Origin of the sequence: Archangium violaceum Cb vi76 (assembly GCF_000733295.1) — a bacterium.
GTDB classification, from domain to species: domain Bacteria; phylum Myxococcota; class Myxococcia; order Myxococcales; family Myxococcaceae; genus Archangium; species Archangium violaceum.
Genome location: NZ_JPMI01000005.1, coordinates 57331 through 77742 on the forward strand (window position 1 = coordinate 57331; position 20412 = coordinate 77742).

Genomic DNA, 20412 nt, shown 5'->3' on the forward strand with positions numbered 1-20412 from the left:
AGAGGGACATGCTGGACAAGAACGCGATCGGCCGGGCCTCCCCGCCGTTCCTGAACGAGGTGGAGAAGGGCGCCATCCGGCGCTTCGCCGAGTCCCTCGGCGATTACAACCCCATCTATTACGACGAGGAGTATGCGCGGGCCTCGGGCTACCCCACGGTAGTGGCCCCGCCCACCTTCCCCGCGTCCTTCAGCTCGGCGGCGGATCTGCGCGAGCTGTTGGGGGTGGGCATCAAGAGCCTGCTGCACGCCGAGCAGTCCTTCGAGTACGAGCGCCCCATCTTCGCCGGTGACCGCATCTTCGTCGCCACGCGGGTGTCGGACGTGCTCGAGCGCACCGGCCCCGCGGGCAAGATGGATGTCGCCGTCATCGAGGACGAGGGCCGGGACGAGGAAGGCAACCTCGTGTTCCGCGCCCGCCGGACGCTCATCGTCCGCGCCGCCAAGGAGAATCCGTAATGCCCGCGCGCAAGCTCTATTTCGAAGGCATCCGTGTCGGCGACGAGCTGCCGGCGCTGGCCAAGGCCCCCATCGACCGCGTGCAGCTGTCGCGCTACGCCGGTGCCTCGGGTGACTTCAACCCCGTCCACGTGGACGAGGTCTACGCCAAGAGCGTGGGCATGCCCTCCGTGTATGCCCCCGGCATGCTCGTCATGGGCATGCTGGGCCAGCTCATCAGCGACTGGGCCCGCGGCGGCCAGCTGCGCCGCTACCACGTGCGCTTCATCAAGATGGTGTGGCCCGGTGACACCGTCGTCTGCAAGGGCCGCGTGAGCGACCGGCACGGCGAGGGGGGCCGCTACTTCGTCGACGTGGAGCTGTGGGCGGAGAACCAGCGCGGTGAGCTGGTGATGAAGGGCAACTCCACCATCCAGCTCTTCTACTCGCTGGAGGACGAGAACCGGCAGCGCGCCGGCCAGTCTCCCATCGTCGTGGACGTGCCGCGCGAGAGTCTCCTCCAGGCCTCCGCCCAGACTCCGGGTGAAGACGAGGAGGACGACGAGCGTAGGGCCGGTGCCATGTCCGGCAAGAAGACGACGGGCTCCAAGCCGGCCGCCAAGACGGCCACGGCGCCCGCTGTCTCCCAGGCCTCCGCCGCGGCGAAGAAGGCCAAGAAGTAGGACTTCCCCCTTCAATCCCCTCCCTGCTGGGGCGGCGAGCAACCCTCGCCGCTCCAACGCGAAGCGTCACTTTTGATTGATTCTGGAGTCAATCGGGATTGACTCTCGAATCAACCGACGTAACCTTTGCGTGTCCCAACTGGGGCCGCGGACCGCCGATGTGGCGGCCGTGAGCCCCACCAACGTACGGGAGGGGCTCATGTCCGCCGGCATCAACACCTACAAGACCGACCTTCGGGAAATCTTCTTCACGCTGTTCGAGCAGTTTGGCTTCGGCCAGGTCGCGGGGCAGGCCCCCTTTGATGCCTGGGGGCCGGATGAGGCGCGGGCGGTGCTCCAGGAGACGTACCGCTTTGCCCGGGAGGTCCTCGGGCCTCTCAACTCCTCGGGTGACCGGGAGGGCTGCCGGCTGGAGAACGGCGCGGTCATCACCCCCAAGGGCTTCAAGGATGCCTGGAAGAAGCTCTACGAGCAGGGCTTCAAGACGGTGGCGGTGAGCCCGGACCATGGCGGCCAGGGCGGCCCCATCATGCTCCAGGTGCTCATCGAGGAGATCCTCTCGGGCGCCAACTCGGCCTTCAACATGTACCCGGGCCTGGCCTTCGGCGCGGCGGAGCTGATCGCCGAGTGCGGCACGCCGGAGCAGAAGAAGCTGTACGTGGAGCGCATGCTCAACGGCACCTGGGGCGGCACCATGTGCCTCACCGAGCCGCACGCCGGCTCGGACGTGGGCGCGGCCAAGTCCACCGCGCGCAAGAACGCGGACGGCACCTACAGCATCCGTGGCACGAAGATCTTCATCTCGGGCGGTGACCACGACCTGGCGGAGAACGTGGTGCACCTGGTGCTGGCGCGCATCGAGGGCGCGGCGCCGGGCACCAAGGGCCTGTCGCTCTTCATCGTGCCGAAGATCCGCGTGAACGCGGACGGCAGCCTCGCGGGCGGCAACGACGTCTCGGTGGGCTCCATCGAGCACAAGATGGGCATCCGGGCGTCGGCCACCTGTGTGCTGAACTTCGGCGAGAACGACGGCTGTGTGGGCGAGCTGGTGGGCGGCGTCGAGAACGTCGGCATGAGCCAGATGTTCAAGATGATGAACGGCGCGCGCATCGCGGTGGGCATCCAGGGCGTGTCGCTGGCGAGCGCGGCGTACTTCAACGCGCTGGAGTACGCGAAGGACCGCAAGCAGGGCGCGCACCTGAGCAAGTGGAAGGATCCGTCGGCGCCGCGCGTGGCCATCATCGAGCACCCGGACGTGCGGCGCATGCTGCTGGAGATGAAGGCGCACGTGGAGGGCATCCGCGCGCTCATCGTCAAGCTGGCCATGCACACGGACAAGGCGCAGATGATGGCGGGCAAGGACGATGATCAGGCGGCCTACCACCGCGGGCAGGTGGAGCTGCTGACGCCGCTGGTGAAGTCGTACGCGTCGGATCAGGCGTTCCGGCTGTGCGCGCAGGGCATCCAGGTGTACGGCGGCGCGGGCTACTGCCAGGACTACCCGGTGGAGCAGTACACGCGCGACTCGAAGATCTTCTCCATCTACGAGGGCACCAACCACATCCAGGCGATGGATCTGGTGGGCCGCAAGATGGGGCAGGCGGGCGGCGCCAACTTCCAGCAGTTCATGGCGGACGTGGGCGGGTTCATCGAGGCGAACCGCGAGCACAAGGTGTACGGCGAGGCGGTGAAGCAGCTGGCGGCGGCGCAGGAGGGCGTGATGGCGAGCGCCATGGCCGTGCTGGGCTGGTCGCAGGATCCGTCGAAGATGACGCTCATCCCGCTGTCGGCCAACCGCTTCCTGAACATGATGTCGGAGCTGGCCGTGGGCTGGCTGCTGCTGGACGCGGCCATCATCGCCGAGCGCGTGGGCGAGAAGGCCACGGGCGACGAGAAGGCCTTCTACGAGGGCAAGAAGTTCAGCGCGCTGTGGTACGCGCGCAACGTGCTGCCCAACGTGGAGCAGGCGGCGCGGATGATGGCGCTGGAGGACACCTCGTCGGTGGAGATCTCCAACACCGCCTTCGGCAGCATCTGACGTCGAAGCCCGGGGCCTCCCATGCTGTTCAGGCCCACCCTCGCATCCTTCCCTCTCCCCTCGGGAGAGGGGCGGGGTGAGGGTATCGGGAGCCCCGGGTTGAATACTTCCCGTGCGCCATCGGGGGTTCTTGAGAGAGAATCCCCGGCTTCCGTGCTCGACCGCGCTGGAGACCGATGGCCACCAGGAAGACCCGAAAGCAGAAGCAGCCCGCGCCCGCCCGGCCCAAGGACTCGGGGCGGCTCCAGGAGCTGCGCCGGAAGATCGATGCGGTGGACCAGCGTCTGGTCCGGCTGCTGAACGAGCGGGCGAGCCTCGTCGTCGAGGTGGGTAAGACCAAGCGTGCCGATGGCACCCCCATCTACGCCCCGCACCGCGAGGCCGAGGTGCTGCGCAAGGTCCTGTCCTCCAACCAGGGCCCCCTGAGCGATCGGGCCGTGGAGGGCATCTACCGTGAGCTCATGAGCGGCTCCTTCGCGCTCGAGCAGCCGCTGCGCATCGGGTACCTGGGCCCGCCCGGTTCCAACTCGCACGCCGCCGCCGTGAAGCAGTTCGGCTCCTCGGTGGACTACGAGGACCTGCGGGAGATCGGTGGCGTCTTCACCGAGGTGCGCCGCGGCCACGTCAACTACGGGCTCGTTCCCATCGAGAACTCGCTGGGCGGCGGCATCGTGGAGACGCTCGATGCCTTCAAGGCCAACGCCCAGCACATCTCCGTCTATGGCGAGGTGCAGATCGCCGTGCACCATGCCCTGCTCGCCAACTGCCAGCCGAGCCAGGTCCGGCGCATCCACTCCAAGCCGGAGATCTTCCAGCAGTGCCGCAACTGGCTGAGCACCCAATACCCCGGCGTCGAGCTCATGCCCGCGGCCAGCAGCTCGCGCGCCGCGCAGATCGCCGCCGACGAGTGCCGCAAGGCCCTGGAGATCGGCGCCGAGCCCGGAGCGGCTGCCATCGGCACGGCGCTCGCCGGGCAGCTCTACGGGCTCAACGTCCTCTTCCCGCGCATCGAGGATGACCCGAACAACATCACCCGCTTCGTCATCATCGCCCGGCAGAACGCCCGGCCGACGGGGGATGACAAGACGTCGCTCATGTTCACCACGGACGACAAGCCCGGCGCGCTGGTGTCGGTGCTCGGCGTCTTCCAGTCCGCCGGCATCAACCTCTCGCACATCGACAAGCGGCCGCAGGGGCGGGAGCGGTGGACCTATACGTTCTTCGTGGACGCGCTCGGCCACCGGGATGAGCCGACGATGATCGCCGCCATCGAGCAGGCCCAGACGCACTGCCGCGAGCTCATCGTCCTGGGCAGCTACCCGCGCTCGCGCCGCATCCTGTGATGCGCATGCTTCCTCTCCCTCTGGGAGAGGGAACATCGGTGGCAGGCGTGCTCCAGCGGTGTTAGGTGTGCCGCATGAGCGATTTCGTGACGATCCGGGTGTGGTCGGACTTCGTTTGACCCTGGTGCTACGTCGGCCTCGTGGAGGTCGAGAAGCTGAAGAAGGAATATGACGTCCAGGTGGACTGGCGTCCGTTCTTCCTGCGCCCGGAGACACCGCCAGAGGGGCTCCCCCTGCCGGCCTACGTGCGCGAGCGGATGAAGGATCCGAACAACCCCCTCAAGCGCAGGGCGGCCGCGGCCGGGTTGACGATGGTGGAGCGCGACGTCATCCCCTCGACGCGGCGCGCGCACCAGGCGGCGGAGTTCGCCCGGGAGCAGGGGAAGCTCGAGCCCTTCCATGCGGCGGTGCTGCGGCGCTACTGGAGCGAGGGGCAGGACCTGTGGCAGTGGGACACGCTCCGGGGCGCGGCGCAGGAGGCCGGTCTGGATCCCGACGTGATGCAGCGGGCGGTGGAAGAGGGCCGCTACCAGCGGGTCGTCGAGGACGCCGTCCGTGAGGCGCAGGAGATGGGCATCCAGGCCGTGCCCACCTTCGTGCTCGGAGATCGCTTCGCGTTGCAGGGCGCTCAGGAGTACGGCGTCTTCCAGCAGGCGATGCAGCGGCTGGGCGTCAAACCGCGCGCCTCGCGTCCGGGTTGAGTGAGAATTTCCGCCCGCCTGGCAACTCGCCCGGTGGGCGCGGTGCTCCGGTAGAATGGGGGCCATGCTCTTCGGAAAGAAGGAGCCGCCCACGCGTTCGGAGCTGATCGTCGAAGCGGATCGCGCTCGCTCCAAGGGCAAGCTCAAGAAGGCGATTGCCGGGTACCGCAAGGCGTTGGAGCAGGATCCGAAGGATCCGGCCGTGCACGTGAAGCTGGCGCCGCTGCTGGCCCGGGTGGACGAGGGCGAGGCCTCGCTCCAGAGCTTCCGCACGGCGGCCCAGGCGCATCTGGACAAGGGGTTCACGGACAAGGCGCTGGCCGTCTACACCCAGGCGGCGGAGACGTTCCCGACGCAGGTGCACCTCTGGCAGCAGGTGGCGCAGATGCACCTCGCCCGGGGGCGCCGCGCGGACGCGGTGAAGATGTACCTTCGGGGCCGGCTCCACCTGCGTGCCAAGAACGAGCGCCGGGAGGCCATCGCCCTGCTGAAGGAGGCGCTCGCGCTGGAGCCCACGCTCTTCGAGCCGAGGCTGGACCTGGCGCTGCTGCTGGTCCGCCATCACCTGAGGGCCGAGGCGATGGCGTTGCTCGAGCCGATGGTGAAGGCCGTGAAGGGGGCCCAACTCCGGCAGGTGCGCTGGACGATGTTCCGGGTCTCTCCGAGCCTGGGCGCGCTGTGGCGCTGGCTGCGCGCCACGCCCGGGTGACGCCAGGGCCTACTGCGTGTCGCGCACGCCGATGGCGAGCTGGCCGAGCCCGACGCTCTTGGCCATCTCCATCACCTGCACCACGGTGCCGTGGGGCACGCCCTCGTCGGCCTGGACGATGACCACGGTGTCCGGGTTCTCCTCCTGGGCCTTCGCGAAGGCGCGCTTGAGCTCGTCCTCGTTGACCACGTTGCCGCCCAGCACGAAGCGCCCGTCCGAGAGCACCGCCACGGAAATATCCGTGGCCCGCGCCGTCACGTCGGTGGCGCCGCCCTTGGGCAGGTTCACCTTGAGTCCTGTCTGCGCGCCACCCGGCGCCTGTTGGACGATCACCGAGCTCGTCACCATGAAGATGATGAGCAGCACCAGGAAGATGTCGGTCAGCGGGGTGATGTTGATCTCCGCGAAGCCGGCGCTCTCGCCGTCGCCCTCGGAGTCCCCCGGAATCTTGCCCATCGCCATGGGAGTGGACCTCAGGCCTCCGGCTGGGAACGCGGCGCGTCCACCGGAGCCGGAGCCGTGGAAGAGGAAGCCGGGGCGCCATTCATGGGCCGCTCACGCAGCAGCTCGGCGAACTCGTCACCCATGAGCCGCAGTTCCACGAGCACCCGCGACAGCCTCGCCTGGAAGTAGTTGTAGAAGGCCATGGCCTGCACGGCCACCAGGATGCCCACCGCCGTGGCCACCAGCGCCTCGGAGATGCCCATCATCACCGTGGCACTGCCGCCCGAGCCGCCCGCCTGCACGTCCAGGCCCAGGTCCTTGAAGGATCTCATGATGCCGGCCACCGTGCCGAACAGGCCCACGAACGGCGTCAGCGAGCCGATGGTCGCCAATATCCACAGGTTGCGCCGCAGCCGCAGGCCCACCTGGGCGCGCTCGCGCTCCACCGCGGACTCCACGCCGTCACCCGTGCCCCGCGTGCGCTCCAGGCGATCGAAGCCGGCCAGGAAGATGTCCGCCACGGCGGCATCCGAGCGCTCGGTGGCGGTGCGGGCGGCGGTGATGTCCCCGCGCAGCAGGTGCTTCTGCACGGTGTCGCCGAGGGCCCGCGAGCGCTCGCTCACCCCCCACAGGGCGATCAGCCGCTCGATGGCCACACCCATGGCCACCACGGAGGCGAGGAGGAGGGAGGCGAGGGTGACGCCGCCGATACGCAGGTAGTGGAGGAGATCGGAAAGGCTCATGAATGGTGGCCAGGAAGGTCGGCCTGGCGCGAGACTAAAGCCATGAACCGCGCAGCCGCAGCAATCTTCCTGGCTCTCTTATGTTCAGGTTGTCCCAAGCGCATCGATTTCGGCCCCCAGGGCCCCATCACCCAGGCCGAGGAGCTCTTCCGCCTGACGAGTGTCGCCCAGGACCGGGTGGCCACCCTCCAGGGTGACGGGAAGATCCGGATCGACTCGCCCCAGGGCTCCGGCTCCGTCTCCGCCTTCCTGGCCGCCTCCCGGCCGGGCCTGCTGCGCGTGGAGATGTTCGACTTCTTCAACCGGCCCATCGCCGTGCTCGTCACGGACGGCCAGCGCTTCGGCCTGCTCCAGTTCCAGGAGAACACCTACTACCAGGGGCCGGCGACCCCCCGGAACCTCTCGCGCTTCCTGCCCGTGGCCCTGCCGAGCGAGGAGCTGGTCTCCGTGATGCTCGGCAAGGTGCCCTTCATCCCCGCCGAGCGCATGACGCTCGCCCTGGACGAGAAGGAGCGGCTGTACGTCCTCACGCTCCACAAGGGGAACGTGTCCCAGGTGCTCCACATCCACCCCAAGCACCTGCGGGTGGTGCGCAGCGAGGTCCGCGGCATCCAGGCCTATGGACTCCAGTACGACCACTTCAAGGACCAGGGGGACTTCGTCTTCCCCCACGAGGTGACGCTCCGGGCCCCCACCGCGGACACCTCCCTGGGCCTGCGCTACACCGGCATCACCCTCAACGAGTCCCCGGACCTGACGCTCTTCGATCTCTCCGCGCCCGAGGACATCCGCGTCGTCGAGGTGGACGAGGGGGGCCAGTCCCTGCCTCCGGTTGCCCTGCCGCCTGCCTCGCCCGGTTCTTGAGCGGGCCATGTCGATAATGCGGCAATGCTTGGAACTTCAGGTACACTGACGCCAAAGGCGGGTCCGTTCGGACTCACCGCGACTGCGACATGGCACAGATCAAGCTCGGTGAACTGCTGATCAAGGCGAACGTGCTCCAGGAGAGCCAGCTCAAGGCGGCGCTCGCGGAGCAGGCGAAGTGGGGCGGCAAGCTGGGAGAAATCCTGGTGCGCATGAACCTCGTGTCCGAGGACATCCTGGTCCGGGCGCTGTCCAAGCAGCTCGCCATCCCCGCGGTGAACCTGGACGCGGTGAAGGAGATCCCCTCGCACGTGCTCAACAAGGTGCCGCTGCAGACGGCGCGGGACTTCGCGGTGCTGCCGCTGCAGTTGCGCGACGACGGCAAGACGCTGGTGGTGGCCATCGCGGACCCGCTCAACGTGCGGCAGCTGGACGAGCTGCGCGCCGTCACCAAGAGCCGCATCGTCCCGAACGTGGCCGGACGCACGGCCATCGCCCGGGCCATGGCGCGCTTCTACGATGACCAGGGCGAGCTGGCCGACGCGGACACCAACTTCAAGGTGGTGGACGCCCAGGGCCGCACGGTCGTCAAGAACATGAACGCGCCCACCGCGCCTCCGCCGGCCGCGGCTCCCGCCGCCAGGACGCCGGCTCCCATGCCGCCCTCACCCTCGCGCGAGATGCCCTCGGTGCGCGGCGGCGGCACCGGCAGCCCCGTGGAGCTCCTGCGCAGCGTGGAGGAGGTGCAGCGCAAGGAAGTGGCCGCCCTCAAGGCCATGGTGGAGCTGCTCATCGAGAAGGGCGTCTTCACCCGCGACGAGTACCTGGCGAAGGTCAAGCGTTAAGCCGTTCCAGCCCCCCGTCCTTCCATGCGCAAGAAGATCGGCGAGCTGCTCATCGAGTCCGGCGCGCTCAATCCGGATCAGGTCCGCAAGGCGCTCGGACAGCAACGGGTCCATGGCCAGGGGCAGCGCCTCGGCTCGGTCATCATCGCCCTGGGCTTCACCGAGCCCTCCGCGGTGGCCCAGGCCCTGGCGCGTCAGTTCGATCTGCCCTTCGTCCAGCTCCCGGAAGAGATTCCCCAGAAGGTGCGCGAGCTCGTCTCGCTCGACTTCCAGGCCGAGCACCGCTTCGTGCTCTTCGGGCTCGAGCGCGAGGCCCGGGGCGAGCGGCTGCTCGTGGCGGTGGATGACCCCTCGGACCTGACCGTGGTGGGCGAGCTGAGCTTCCAGCTCAACAAGCCCATCCGGGTGCACGTGGCCGCCGAGGACGACATCGACCGCTCGCTCGATCTCGTGAGTGGCCGGGCGGTGGGACTGCTCGCCGAGGAGGAGGGCCGCGAACCCCCGGTGTTGGAGCCCGTCGGCGAGAGCCTGCCGCAGTCCTCGGCCGCCGCCGCCGTCTCGGCCCTGCTCGATTGGGATGTGCCCTCCGTGCCGCCGCCCCCTGTCGACGGTCCCCCCGTCCTCACCCCGAGGTCCGCTTTGAAGCCGAAGCCGCCCACGCCCCCGGCACCGCCGCCCTTCGATGATGAGGACGAGGACATCACCCTCATCACGCCCAAGGCCTCGCCCAGGGCCAAGGCGTCCGCGAGCCCGCCGCCGCCTCCTCCTCCGCAGGAGAGCGAGGATCTCCTGGACGAGCTGCTCGGCGAGCCCGAGCCCTCGGCTCCGCCCGCCGCGCCCGACCAGAAGGGCGTGCCGGTGGTCGTCTTCGGCGGGGCCGCGAAGGGCCTGCCGCAGCCGCCTCCCGCGCCCCGGCCTCCGGACATCACGGATGAGGACCTGAAGGTGCTCGAGGACCTCGAGCGCATGGCGGATGGCGGCGAGGCGGAGCTGCACACGGAGAAGGTGAAGCCCGCGCGCATGGTGGCCAGCCTCATCCGGCTCCTCATCCGCAAGCGCGTCATCCGCGAGGAGGAGTTCCTGGAGGAACTGTCCCGGAAGTGATGCCCCGGGCCGGATGTTGAGGCCCGGCCGTGAGCCCCATGTCCGAGCCCCTCCTGGATGTCCGTGGACTGAAGACCCAGCTCTCCCTGGAGGAGGGCCCGGTGCTGGCCGTGGACGACGTGTCCTTCTCCATCCCGCCTGGCGGCACGCTGGGCGTGGTGGGGGAGAGCGGTTGTGGCAAGAGCCTCACCGCGCTCTCGGTGATGCGGCTGGTGCCCGAGCCGCCCGGCCGGGTGGTGGGCGGGCGGATCCGCTTCCGGGGCGAGGACCTCCTCGCGCTCCCCGAGGAGAAGATGCGCCGCATGCGTGGGCGCCACCTCTCCATGGTGTTCCAGGAGCCGATGACCTCGCTCAACCCCGTCTACACGGTGGGCGAGCAGATCTCCGAGGGGGTGCGGCTGCACCAGGGGTTGTCGAAGGCCGCCGCGCGCGAGCACTCGGTGGAGATGCTGCGCCAGGTGGGCATTCCCGCTCCCGAGCAGCGCGTGGACAGCTACCCGCATCAGCTCTCCGGCGGCATGCGCCAGCGGGTGATGATCGCCATGGCGCTCGCGTGTGGGCCGGAGTTGCTCATCGCGGACGAGCCCACCACGGCGTTGGACGTCACCATCCAGGCGCAGATCCTGGAGCTGCTGAAGCGGTTGCAGGCGGAGCGCCACATGGCGGTGATGCTCATCACCCATGACCTGGGCGTGGTGGCCGAGAGCTGTGACGCGGTGGTGGTGATGTACGCGGGCCGGGTGGTGGAGCGGGCTCCGGTGAAGGCGCTCTTCCGGCAGCCGGCGCACCCGTACACGGCGGGGCTGCTGCGCTCGATTCCGGCCCTCCAGGAGACGGGTGGGGCAGGGGAGCGCCCCCGGTTGAAGACGATCCCCGGCATGGTGCCGAGCCTCCGCCGGCTGCCCGGGGGATGCCGCTTCCGGGACCGGTGTGAGCGCGCCCTGGATATCTGTGCCCGGGTGGAGCCGCAGCTGGAGCTCAAGCGCGATGGCCAGGAGGCCGCGTGCCACAACCCGGTGCCCGCGCCATGACCGAGCCCCTGCTGCGGGTTCGCGACGTGAAGACGCACTTCCCGGTGCGCGGGGGGTTGCTCGGGCGCGTGCGGGGCACCGTGAAGGCGGTGGACGGGGTGGGCTTCGACGTGCGGCGCGGCGAGACGCTCGGCCTGGTGGGCGAGAGCGGCTGCGGCAAGAGCACGTTGGGGCGCACGCTGCTGCGGCTCGTGGAGCCCACGGCGGGTTCCATCCGCTTCGAGGGTCGTGAGCTGACGGGCCTCTCCCAGCGCGAGCTGCGCCCGCTGCGGCGGCGGATGCAGCTCGTCTTCCAGGACCCGTACGCCTCGCTCAACCCGCGCATGACGGTGCGGGACATCCTGGGCGAGCCCTTCGCCATCCACGGATTGGAGCGTGGCCGCGAGCGCGAGGCGAAGGTGGGCGAGCTGTTGGATTTGATGGGCCTGCCGCGCGACGCCCTGGGCCGCTACCCGCACGAGTTCTCGGGTGGGCAGCGCCAGCGCATCGGCATCGCACGGGCCATCGCCCTGCGGCCGGACCTGGTCGTCGCCGACGAGCCCATCAGCGCGCTCGACGTGTCCATCCAGGCGCAGATCGTCAACCTGCTGGTGGACCTGCAACGTGACCTGGGACTGACGTACATCTTCATCGCGCACGATCTGAAGATCGTCGAGTACGTGTCCACGCGCGTGGCGGTGATGTACCTGGGCCGCATCGTGGAGCTGGCGGACGCGGCGGACCTGTACCGGAAGCCGCGCCATCCGTACACGCAGGCGCTGCTGTCGGCGGTGCCGGTGCCGGACCCGGAACGCAAGCGCTCGCGCATCATCCTCCAGGGGGATGTGCCGTCTCCGCTCGCGCCGCCGCCCGGGTGCCACTTCCATCCGCGCTGCCCGTACGCCATGGAGCGGTGCCGGCGCGAGACACCGCCCCTGTATGAATTGGGCAACGGGCACACCGCCGCGTGCTTCCTGGTGGAGGACGAGGCGCGGAAGGTCACGCAGGGAGGGCAGGGTGTTCTGGCTCAGTCACCACCATGAGGAGGAGTACAACCGCACGTACCTGCTCGGCGGCGTGCGGGTGTGCGCGCGCTGCCTGGGGACGTACCCGGTCCTGCTGGCCGTGATGGTGGCCCTCTTCAAGGCTCGAGCGCCCCTGTCGTGGGAGTGGGATGTGCCGGTGGTGCTCGGTCTCACCCTGCCGGCGCTCGTGGACTGGGCGGTGGGGCGCTTCCGTCCGGGTGGTGGCTCCAACGCCGTGCGCACCCTCACCGGCGTGCTGTTGGGGGTGGCCCTGGGCCGCTCGTTGTTCATCCACCTCCAGAAGCCCCTGCCCCAGGTACTGGTGTGGCAGGCCGCCCTGGTGGCCGTGGTCGCGCTCCCCGTCCTGCTCATGACCTACCGGAGCTCGAGGGACGGGTAGGGCCGAAGGTCCTCGTCAGCGGCCAGTGGAGTGTGTCCACGAGGCTCCCGGACATGGTCGGAGCGCCTGTGGATGTCCCCTCTCCCTTTGGGAGAGGGTCAGGGTGAGGGTCTTCCCTTTGGACTACGTCGTCGCGAGGGACCTCAATGCTGAGAGGATCACGGGTGAAGACCCTCACCCCCCGCCCTCTCCCAGAGGGAGAGGGAGCATGCGCAACACGACTATGTTCAAGAACCTCGTGGACACTCCACTAGAGTGCACCCCATGACGAAGGGGGAGGAGTCTCCGCGTACCGACACGGTGGCGGGGGAGTTCCAGCGCAAGCTCGACGCTTGGGCGGAGCGGTTTCGTGGACGGCCCACGGAGGAGCTCCGTGCGCTGCTGTTGCTGGCCCTCGAGCGCGAGCGCATCGTCGCGGTGGCGTACCGGGACGAGGTGCTGCGCGAGCGCCTCGCGTCCGTGGCGATGCCGGAGGAGAGCCGCGCCCTCATGCGTCAGGCGCTCGCCTGGGCGTGGCGCGATGAGGAGATGCATGCCACCTATACGCGTGGGGTGCTGCTCCGCATCGGCTCCGTGCGCGTCCGGGTGGCCACGTGGCTCTCTCACGTCGCGGGAGCCCTCGCCGGCTGGGCCATCGCCGTCCGTCACCACACGTCGTTCTCCCGCGCGCCGATCTCCACGCTCATCGCGTCCTTCGTCATGCTCCTGGGCAGGCTGGGCGGCAAGGTGCCGAAGCCCATGCGCGACAAGCTCCGGCGCCTCACGCTCCGGGAGTACTGCGCGCTCCAGGTGGACGCAGAGGAGAGCGCTTCGCTCGGGTGGAAGCGGATCGCCCAGGTTGCCCCCAGGGTGCCGGAGCTCCCTCCGGATGCGGGCACGTGGTTCTCGCGCATGCACTCCGACGAGGACAAGCACGCCCGCATCTTCCGCGCCCTCATGGAGACGCTCGGCGAGGGGGACTCGGTCCTCGCGCCCACCGGCTCGCTGATCTCCGAGGTGGGTCGCGCCGACGAACTGTTCCTGCCTCGTGCGCTGCGCTCGGCTCCGCTGCGCTCGCACCCGGTGGGCCAGGGAGGACGTGTCGTCGTCCACGTGTCTCCGGCCGGGGAGTCCAAGCAGGAGGCGCTCCGCCGGACCCTGGAGGACGCCGGGCTCGCGGAGGCGGTCCGCGCCAGGGCCGAGGCGCTGGGCCGGCCGGTCTCCTCCCTCCGGGTGCTCGTGCGCGTCAGCTTCATGCTGGGCTACCACCGCGATGACCGCTCCAACATCACGGACCCGGAGCTCGTCGAGGCCCTGGCGCTGCGGCTGCGCGAGCTGGGCCTCGAGGACATCGTCGTCGCCGATGCAGGCAACCTCTACGATCGGTTCTTCGACGGGCGGAGCGTCCACGAGGTCGCGCGCTACTTCGGCTACACCTCGCCCGCGTACCGCGTCGTGGATCTCGAAGCCGAGCAGGTACCGCACGCCTACAGCCGTGGCATGGCGCAGTCGACCATCGCCCGCTCCTGGAGGGACGCGGAGCTCCGCATCGTGTTCTCCAAGGCCCGGAGCCACCCCGTGGATCTCACGCACCTCTCCATCGCCACCATCCAGGGCGTGGGCGCCCGGTTCGACGAGTTCCTCTTCGCCGAGCGGTTCGCCAGCCGGGAGACGGCGTTGCTCATGCCCCTGCTCGACTTCCCGCCGCACTTCGCGCTCATCGACGCCTTCGAGCACGCGGCGGATGGGCTGGTCGGAATCCTCGGTTGCGGAAGGCCCCCCACGCCTCGCCGCCTCTACGCGGGCGCGGATGCGCTGGCCGTGGATCTCCTCGCGACGCGGCACCTCGGAGGAGGCGAGCCCCTCCAGTCTCCGCTCCTCCGGCTCGCGTGCGACTGGTTCGGGGACCCCCGAGGCGCCACCCAGGCCGTGGGCCCCGACGAAGCCATCCCCGGGTTCCGGGCCCCGTACGAGACGGAGCTGCACGCGCTCATGGGGCTGCTCTCGATTCCCGTCTGGCAGTTCGCCAGTGGCCGGGGCGCGGCGTTCCTGCCGGCCATGGACACGCGGGCGTTTCCGCCAAAGGCCGGCCACGGACAGGGCTCGTTCTGGCGCCTGTACCGGGCCCTGATGCGGGCCCTGGTGGGACCTTGAGCCCGCTCGGCCGCTCGCTCTCCGGGGCCGTTGGGCCTGGACCCCTCCTGGCGGACGGGCGGGCCCGGCTGTCCTGGTGACAGCGCCCACGCTCCCTGTCATTCTCGCCACTTACAGAGGGCCAAAATCGGGTAGACCCGAATCCCCCTTCGCCCGTTAATGCGGCGGGAGGGGTGAGGACAGGCATAGGGCCCTGGAAACGGGGGAGTGTTGGGACCGGAGACCTCAGACGAACGGCTGATGCTCGCCTTCCGGGCGGGGGATGCTCGTGCGTTCGAGGTGCTGGTGCGAAGGCACCGGACGCCGGTGTTCAACTTCATCCTCCGTTTCACCGGCCACCGTGCGCGGGCGGAAGACGTGCTTCAGGAGACGTGGCTGAAGGTGGTGCGCAGCGCCCCGGAGTACGAGGCGAAGGCGAAGTTCACCACCTGGGTCTACACGATTGCGAGGAACCTCTGCGTGGACAGCGCGCGCAAAGAGAGCTACCGGCAGGCGGCCTCGCTGGAGGCGCCCACCTCGGGTGCCGAGGGCGATGAGGGCCGGCCCCTGGGCGAGGCCCTTCCCGACGAGGGCGTGAGCCCCGAGCGCGGGGCCTACAACGCCCGCGTGCGGCCCCTGCTGGAGCGCGCGCTGGCCAGCCTCCCGGAAGAGCAGCGCGAGGTGTTCGTCCTGCGCGAGTACAGCGGCATCCCCTTCAAGGAGATCGCCGAGGTGACCGCGGTGTCCGAGAATACGGTGAAGAGCCGCATGCGTTATGCCCTCGAGGGCCTGCGCCGGCGCCTGGCCGAGCTCGGGGTGGATGGTGACCTGGCCGAGGATGGAAGGACGGTGGCGGGATGAAGCCCCAGGGTGCCCACGCACACGAGGATCGGCTGCTGGACTTCGCCTACGACGAGCTGCCGCCGAGCGAAGCCCGGCTGGTGGAGCAGCACGTGCAGGGCTGCTCACGCTGCTCGGAGACGCTGGCGGATATCCGGGGCGTGCGCACGACGATGTCCCGGTTGCCGCTGGAGTCCGCGCCGGACGCGGGGTTGGAGTCACTGCTGGCGTATGCGCAGCAGTCCGCGCGCCGGGCCGCCGCGGGTCCCGAGCCGGCGCCTCGCTGGTGGCGCCGCCTGCTGGCGCCCGCGTTGAGCGTGGCGGCCCTGGGCATCTTTGGCGTCGTGGTCATCCAGGTGGATCGCGAGGTGGACTTGAGCCCCTCGCTCGCCCAGCACAAGGAGTCTCCCCGGGAGAAGACGCGCGGCCGTGGCGAGCAGACGGAGGTGGCGGAGACCGCGGCGCCTCCCGCGGCGCCCGCTGCCGCCGTGCCCGCGCCCATCACCACTCCCGTGCCCGCCGACATTGGCAAGGTGCACGCGCAGATGGACGAGGAGATGCGCGCCGCGATGCGTGAAGCGCCCTCGAAGAAGGCGCCCTCGAAGAAGGGGGGGGGGCGTAGCGCCGTGTGGGAGGACTGGTCCAACGCGAGCGCGGGCAGTGCGGGAGGCTTCCCGGAAAAGAAGCCCGTGCTGGACCGCGAGGCGGAAGAGGGCGCCCCCGCTGGATTCGCCGAGAAGGCGTCGAAGAGCAAGCGCGACACGCTGGCGGGTGGCAAGGCGCTGCCCTCCCTATCGACGGCGCAACGTGCCGAGCCCGCCAAGGAGCCCGCCGCGGAATACGCCGATTCCGCCATGGCCGGGGCCGAGGTCGAGCAGTCCGCGCCGCCCGAGCCGATGCAGGCGATTCGCGGTTCCGCCTCGCGTCCGGCCCCGGCGAGCAAGGACGTGGCGGCGGATGATGTGTACGAGCAGCAGGCTCCCGTGCGCGCCCAGGTGGCGAGTGCCGAGCCGCCGCCACCTCCTCCGGCTCCTGCTCAGTACCAGCCTTCCGCGGCTTCGGCCGGGCCGGTGGCGCAGGGGGCGAGACTGGAGCTCAAGAAGGGCGAAGCGGCGCCGAAGCCCGCGGAGCGACCCGCCACGAGATACTCTCCCTCGCCCGCGGAGCTGATGAAGCAGGCGGAGGTGGCCAACCGTTCGGGAGACTGGGCGCAGGAGGTGGACTTCCTGCGTGCGGCGTTGTCGGCCGGAGCCCGGGGCTCGCAGCGATTGGATGTGCTGTCGCGGCTGTGTGAAGCGGAGTTCGCGCTGGGCCGCCGGCAGATCGCCGTCCAGGTCTGCAAGAGTGTGATGGCGGAGGCACCGGGATCGAGCGCGGCGCGCATGGCGCAGCGCCAGCTGGAGCGTGAGCTGCCGTCCTCGGCGGACGAGGCCGACAGCGACGTCAAGGCCACGTCTCCCGCCAAGAAGTAGAAGCCTCCATCCGCGTGGCGTGGCGACTCGCGGCCCGAACGGCCGCGAAGGTGCGCCACGTTCCCCATGGCCGGGGTTCCCGAAGCCCCATTGTCCCTCCCAGCCTCTGGGTCCAGAGCTGGGAGAGACGGGGTTCTGGCTACTTCTCCTCGAAGAAGCGCCGCAGGTGCTGCTCCGTCACTGGAGAGCCCGGAGCCTCGAGCAGCTTCTTCAGACGGGCCCGAACGACCGGATCCTTGCGGCCCGTGACCTCGAAGTACTCGATGTATCTGTCGCGCATGTCAGTATCGTAGTCCAGGCGCGGCAGGACCGTATCGCGCAGGCGCGAGTCCCCCACCTCTGCGAAGCCTCTCAGGATGGCGTTCTCCAACTGGGTGACCCGGCCCCGGTGCCTTACCAGCTCCTTGAAGGATGCCTCCTCGCTCGGAGAGAGAGAGGCGCCGCTTTTTGGAGCGCGCTTCTTCACCTGCGTGGAGAGTTCATCCCGCTTCTGGTGCAGGTGCTTCAGTTGTGTCACCAGGAACTCGCGCTCATCATCCCCCCCCAAGAGGATGAGAATATGGGCTGAATTGAGGATGCCTCGGAACTGCTCGACGTCCTTCGCGGCCTCGAGCCGCTCCAGGGAGAGCCGGGCCTTCAGGAAGGGAAGGTAGGGTTTGGGATTGCGGCGCACCTCCTCCCACGTCTCTTTGATCTCCTTGCCCGACAGCTCGGTGAGGCCGTGATTGGCGTGGATGAGCTGCTCGACAGCCTGCTCAGGGGGAGGTGTTGCTGCTCGGGATACTGGAGCTGACAGCAGCAGCCCCGCGATGACAATGACATGTGTTCTCATGGATTCTAGTCCTCCTAGTAAGACTTGAGCTGCCGATTTCCGCGCGCGGCCAGGTTTCCTGCAGGCCGCACAGTCCTAGCATCCGTCGCCACCCAACCAGGCATGCGCCGGCCACCGTTGACGGTCGTGAGCGGCGTCAGCGGTACGTTCAACGGATAGAAGAACGTCTGGTTGCCAGCGGAGTCTCCTGTGTTGGTGAGCAGGTGGGCCAGTTCATGAGCAAGGGTGGCATACGAGGGCATGCCGCTTTTGATGATCGTGAATAGCTTCTCTCCGTGCGGCACAGCAGGCGTCTGGTACAGCGGGGGGAAGGCAAGACCAGCGGCAGCGATTCCAAGGTTTTGCGTCGTTCCGTAGAAGACGTCGATAACATCCTCCGTCATGCTTGCATTGTACACCCGATAGAGTTGAGAGATTTCGGGCTCGGTCATCACTCCGTCTGCGAGGATGTTATGGAAATTGTACGAGGGAGCATCCTCGACCAGGATCGTGCCGCCTACTACCTCAATCTTGATACAAGCGGGTGACCAGAGGCTGTCTGTGTGACGCAGCTCGCGCCAGACATCATTGATGGGCATGAGTGGTCCCCGCGCATCGAGCACGGCGGGGTCATCACCCGAACGGGCCACCATATCGGTCATTGGATCGCTCAGGTTGACATATGGCTCGCTCCGCTCCCCGAGATCGTGCTGCCCGTTTCCGTTCACGTCGGCGTAATCGAACCGTGCATTTAGTGCACCGACATTGGGCGTGGCCGGATTTCCATCATCATCAAACCCCACGTCCTGGTAGGGCTCGAGGAAGACATGAATCCGGAGCGGCAGCTTCCTCCGTTCCGCGCCACAGACAGGCAAACGCCATTGCAGGGTCGCGGCGTTGGGCTGATTGTACCAGACCGTCAAATGAGCATCGATGGGAGCTCGCCATGTCCGATCCCCGATCGCTCCGTCAGAAACAACCTTGCTGATCCCGTCATGTACCGGGAATCCATCGTCCGTATCCGTCCGGGAAATGCCCTCGATATCGGTTCCGGTCAGCATCAGGGAGCGTGACACCATCATGGCTGTATTGGGTCCACTTTCTGGAAGCCTCATGATGTTGGCGGTGTCGTAGTTCACCTGGTGGCTGATTGTGAGGAAGAACTGGAGGATATCGGCCTTGCTGGGGTCGACGTCGAGCTTGGGTCCCTTGGCACGCAGATAGAAGCGCGACGGGTCGAGGTCAACGAAGTGATCCGGGTCCATGTTGTTTCTCACGTTGAAGGCACCGTCGTAGGCGTTGTCCCAGCGGCCAGGGCGCAGAGTGCGCAGCACGGCATCTTCATCCTCGATGACATGGTCGTTGTCCGTGTCCCCGACAGCATCGAGCACCACTGTGCTCAGCGGGATGCCGGCTTTGGGAAGCGAGATACCATCCATCGTGGTGAAGACCAGTCGGACCTCCCCCTTGGCTTCCTTGTGCGCCTCCAGATACAACTCGTAGCCGTAGTCAGACAGGATAGGCGAGTCTGCCGCCGTCCCGGGGAAGATCCAGGCCTTCGGCAACGTGACTTCCGCGGCCTTGGTTGGCGTTGTCCAGGCCTTCAAGGCTCCGACTCCCAGTGTATGCTCCAGCGTCAGCGTACCAGCCAGTTCCCGCGGTTGGAAATACGCGCGGAACACCCTGACTTCGTCGTCACCATACGTGAGCGTATCCACCCCGAACGCCTCTTGCATGTCCGGTAATCCATTGAGGTTGTCGTCGTCACTGTTGACGAGCATCTCCAGGTCCAGCGCGTTGACGGAATTGACCCCCGACCACAGTAGGAGCTTATAGATGGTCAGAGGATGGGTGCCCAGGGAGATGGCGGACGTGCCTCGAATGGCGAAGAGCTCGAACGAGTAGAACCCCGGCGTGGAGTAGTTGATTGACATTGCGATGGCGGATGCCGGAGCCGTGAAAGTGGCCACGGCATTGCCCGCTGAATCACGCAGTATACCCCGGTAGGAGTCCACCGGATTCTGCACACCGGTGACAGTGAAGGAGATGGAGCCGGATCCAATGGAGTGTACATATTTGGTGGAGGGCTCGTTGAAGACGGCTCTCATCGGCTCCGAGGTGATGGCGCGGTACTCGATCTGGGTGCCCAGGACGTTGGCGTTGGCATCCAAGAGGGATATCTTGACGTGGAAGTACTTGCCTTCTGGCACTCGCGTCCCGGACTGGGTAACTCCATTCCAGTAGAGAGGGATGGGCTGGCCGCGGCTCGTCTGGGTCGCCGGACCGCTCACCGCGCTGTAAATGGGATTGAGGGTATTGTCCTCGATGAAGATCTCCAGCTTCGTGTAGACTCCCAATCCAAAGCTTGTCTCGTCATACATGGCCGAATCGATGTGGTAGCCGATGAAGGTGCCACCGGTCCCCTCCGTGGAGAGGATGGCGGGAGCCAACTGCCTGGGGGAGTCGAGGCACAGCTTGCCGCTGCAATTGCCGATAGCAAAGGTGTACTCCTGGGTGGAGGTCTTGGTGACCCGGTCATCGTCGCTCACGGTGAGCCGCATGCGCCAGCGTCCCTGGCACGAGGGGGGAATGGTTGCCCCCGCAGGGTAGAGGACGAACTTCTCCGATGCCGGCAGGGTTGGCCCGTTGCACTGCGGGGTGGGCGGGATCGCCTGCCACGCGTAACCTGTGATGCCCATCCCTGGATACCAGTTCATGGGGTAATAGGGATCGTAGGAATCCTGGTTGTCGGGGTCACGGCTCTGAGAGCCGTCGAAAGAGATCTCCGTGGGCAGGACGCCGGACAATGGCGTCGTCGCTCTATTTTCGGG

At 68.0% G+C, this 20412-nt stretch carries 18 protein-coding genes and 1 pseudogene; 15 read left to right on the plus strand and 4 right to left on the minus strand.

What is annotated here, in order from left to right:
• Window positions 1-8 precede the first annotated feature (8 nt).
• The 6 genes and pseudogenes from Q664_RS01300 (at window position 9) to Q664_RS01325 (ending at window position 5911) form a co-directional block, all read left to right on the plus strand.
• Window positions 9-458 carry a MaoC family dehydratase N-terminal domain-containing protein gene (locus tag Q664_RS01300; RefSeq protein WP_043388894.1) on the plus strand — a complete coding sequence of 150 codons (450 nt, stop codon included), beginning with the start codon at window positions 9-11 and terminating at the stop codon, window positions 456-458.
• Window positions 458-1120 carry a MaoC family dehydratase gene (locus tag Q664_RS01305; protein WP_043388897.1) on the plus strand — a complete coding sequence of 221 codons (663 nt, stop codon included), beginning with the start codon at window positions 458-460 and terminating at the stop codon, window positions 1118-1120. Before Q664_RS01300 ends, Q664_RS01305 begins: the two co-directional genes overlap by 1 nt.
• Before the next feature lie 199 nt (window positions 1121-1319).
• Window positions 1320-3158: an acyl-CoA dehydrogenase gene (locus Q664_RS01310; RefSeq protein ID WP_043388898.1), complete on the plus strand. Its 1839-nt coding sequence runs from the start codon at window positions 1320-1322 to the stop codon at window positions 3156-3158.
• Window positions 3159-3334: 176 nt separating this feature from the next.
• Window positions 3335-4501, plus strand: a complete 1167-nt coding sequence (pheA, locus tag Q664_RS01315; protein ID WP_052517529.1) for a chorismate mutase — start codon at window positions 3335-3337, stop codon at window positions 4499-4501.
• Window positions 4502-4632: 131 nt separating this feature from the next.
• A pseudogene (locus tag Q664_RS01320) lies at window positions 4633-5202 on the plus strand (DsbA family oxidoreductase); the annotation flags it as partial.
• 64 nt (window positions 5203-5266) lie between these two features.
• Complete coding sequence (locus Q664_RS01325; RefSeq protein WP_043388900.1) at window positions 5267-5911, plus strand: tetratricopeptide repeat protein; 645 nt, start codon at window positions 5267-5269, stop codon at window positions 5909-5911.
• A 9-nt stretch (window positions 5912-5920) separates the two neighbouring features.
• Here the strand turns inward: Q664_RS01325 and Q664_RS01330 are convergent, their stop codons facing one another.
• Together Q664_RS01330 and Q664_RS01335 are read right to left on the minus strand one after the other, a co-directional pair.
• A complete protein-coding gene (locus Q664_RS01330) occupies window positions 5921-6373 on the minus strand; it encodes an ExbD/TolR family protein (RefSeq protein WP_043388902.1) in 453 nt (150 codons plus the stop codon).
• An 11-nt stretch (window positions 6374-6384) separates the two neighbouring features.
• Window positions 6385-7098 (minus strand): MotA/TolQ/ExbB proton channel family protein, encoded by a 714-nt coding sequence (locus Q664_RS01335; protein ID WP_043388904.1) that lies wholly within the window; start codon window positions 7096-7098, stop codon window positions 6385-6387.
• Window positions 7099-7140: 42 nt separating this feature from the next.
• On the opposite strand from Q664_RS01335, the gene Q664_RS01340 reads away from it, so the two are divergent.
• From Q664_RS01340 to Q664_RS01380, 9 genes are all read left to right on the plus strand, one after another.
• Window positions 7141-7962 (plus strand): DUF4292 domain-containing protein, encoded by an 822-nt coding sequence (locus tag Q664_RS01340; protein WP_043388906.1) that lies wholly within the window; start codon window positions 7141-7143, stop codon window positions 7960-7962.
• Window positions 7963-8051: 89 nt separating this feature from the next.
• Window positions 8052-8807 (plus strand): cyclic di-GMP-binding domain-containing protein, MshE-related, encoded by a 756-nt coding sequence (locus tag Q664_RS01345; protein WP_043388909.1) that lies wholly within the window; start codon window positions 8052-8054, stop codon window positions 8805-8807.
• A 24-nt stretch (window positions 8808-8831) separates the two neighbouring features.
• Window positions 8832-9911: a cyclic di-GMP-binding domain-containing protein, MshE-related gene (locus Q664_RS01350; RefSeq protein ID WP_043388911.1), complete on the plus strand. Its 1080-nt coding sequence runs from the start codon at window positions 8832-8834 to the stop codon at window positions 9909-9911.
• A gap of 38 nt (window positions 9912-9949) precedes the next feature.
• Window positions 9950-10942, plus strand: coding sequence for an ABC transporter ATP-binding protein (locus Q664_RS01355; RefSeq protein WP_043388913.1), 993 nt, complete (start codon window positions 9950-9952; stop codon window positions 10940-10942).
• The gene (locus Q664_RS01360) at window positions 10939-11964 is read left to right on the plus strand and encodes an ABC transporter ATP-binding protein (protein ID WP_043388916.1); all 1026 of its coding nucleotides are present in this window, start codon (window positions 10939-10941) and stop codon (window positions 11962-11964) included. The genes Q664_RS01355 and Q664_RS01360 overlap by 4 nt, the downstream gene beginning before the upstream one ends.
• Window positions 11939-12346, plus strand: coding sequence for a DUF2085 domain-containing protein (locus tag Q664_RS01365; protein WP_043388918.1), 408 nt, complete (start codon window positions 11939-11941; stop codon window positions 12344-12346). The genes Q664_RS01360 and Q664_RS01365 overlap by 26 nt, the downstream gene beginning before the upstream one ends.
• Window positions 12347-12610: 264 nt before the next feature.
• Complete coding sequence (locus Q664_RS01370) at window positions 12611-14479, plus strand: DUF362 domain-containing protein (protein WP_043388919.1); 1869 nt, start codon at window positions 12611-12613, stop codon at window positions 14477-14479.
• 207 nt (window positions 14480-14686) lie between these two features.
• Window positions 14687-15319: an RNA polymerase sigma factor gene (locus Q664_RS01375; protein WP_052517530.1), complete on the plus strand. Its 633-nt coding sequence runs from the start codon at window positions 14687-14689 to the stop codon at window positions 15317-15319.
• Window positions 15316-16770, plus strand: coding sequence for a zf-HC2 domain-containing protein (locus tag Q664_RS01380; protein WP_043388921.1), 1455 nt, complete (start codon window positions 15316-15318; stop codon window positions 16768-16770). The genes Q664_RS01375 and Q664_RS01380 overlap by 4 nt, the downstream gene beginning before the upstream one ends.
• Window positions 16771-16909: 139 nt before the next feature.
• Here the strand turns inward: Q664_RS01380 and Q664_RS01385 are convergent, their stop codons facing one another.
• A complete protein-coding gene (locus Q664_RS01385) occupies window positions 16910-17602 on the minus strand; it encodes a hypothetical protein (RefSeq protein WP_152621841.1) in 693 nt (230 codons plus the stop codon).
• A 14-nt stretch (window positions 17603-17616) separates the two neighbouring features.
• A partial coding sequence (locus Q664_RS01390; protein ID WP_160174306.1) for a hypothetical protein occupies window positions 17617-20412 on the minus strand: 2796 nt, incomplete at its 5' end.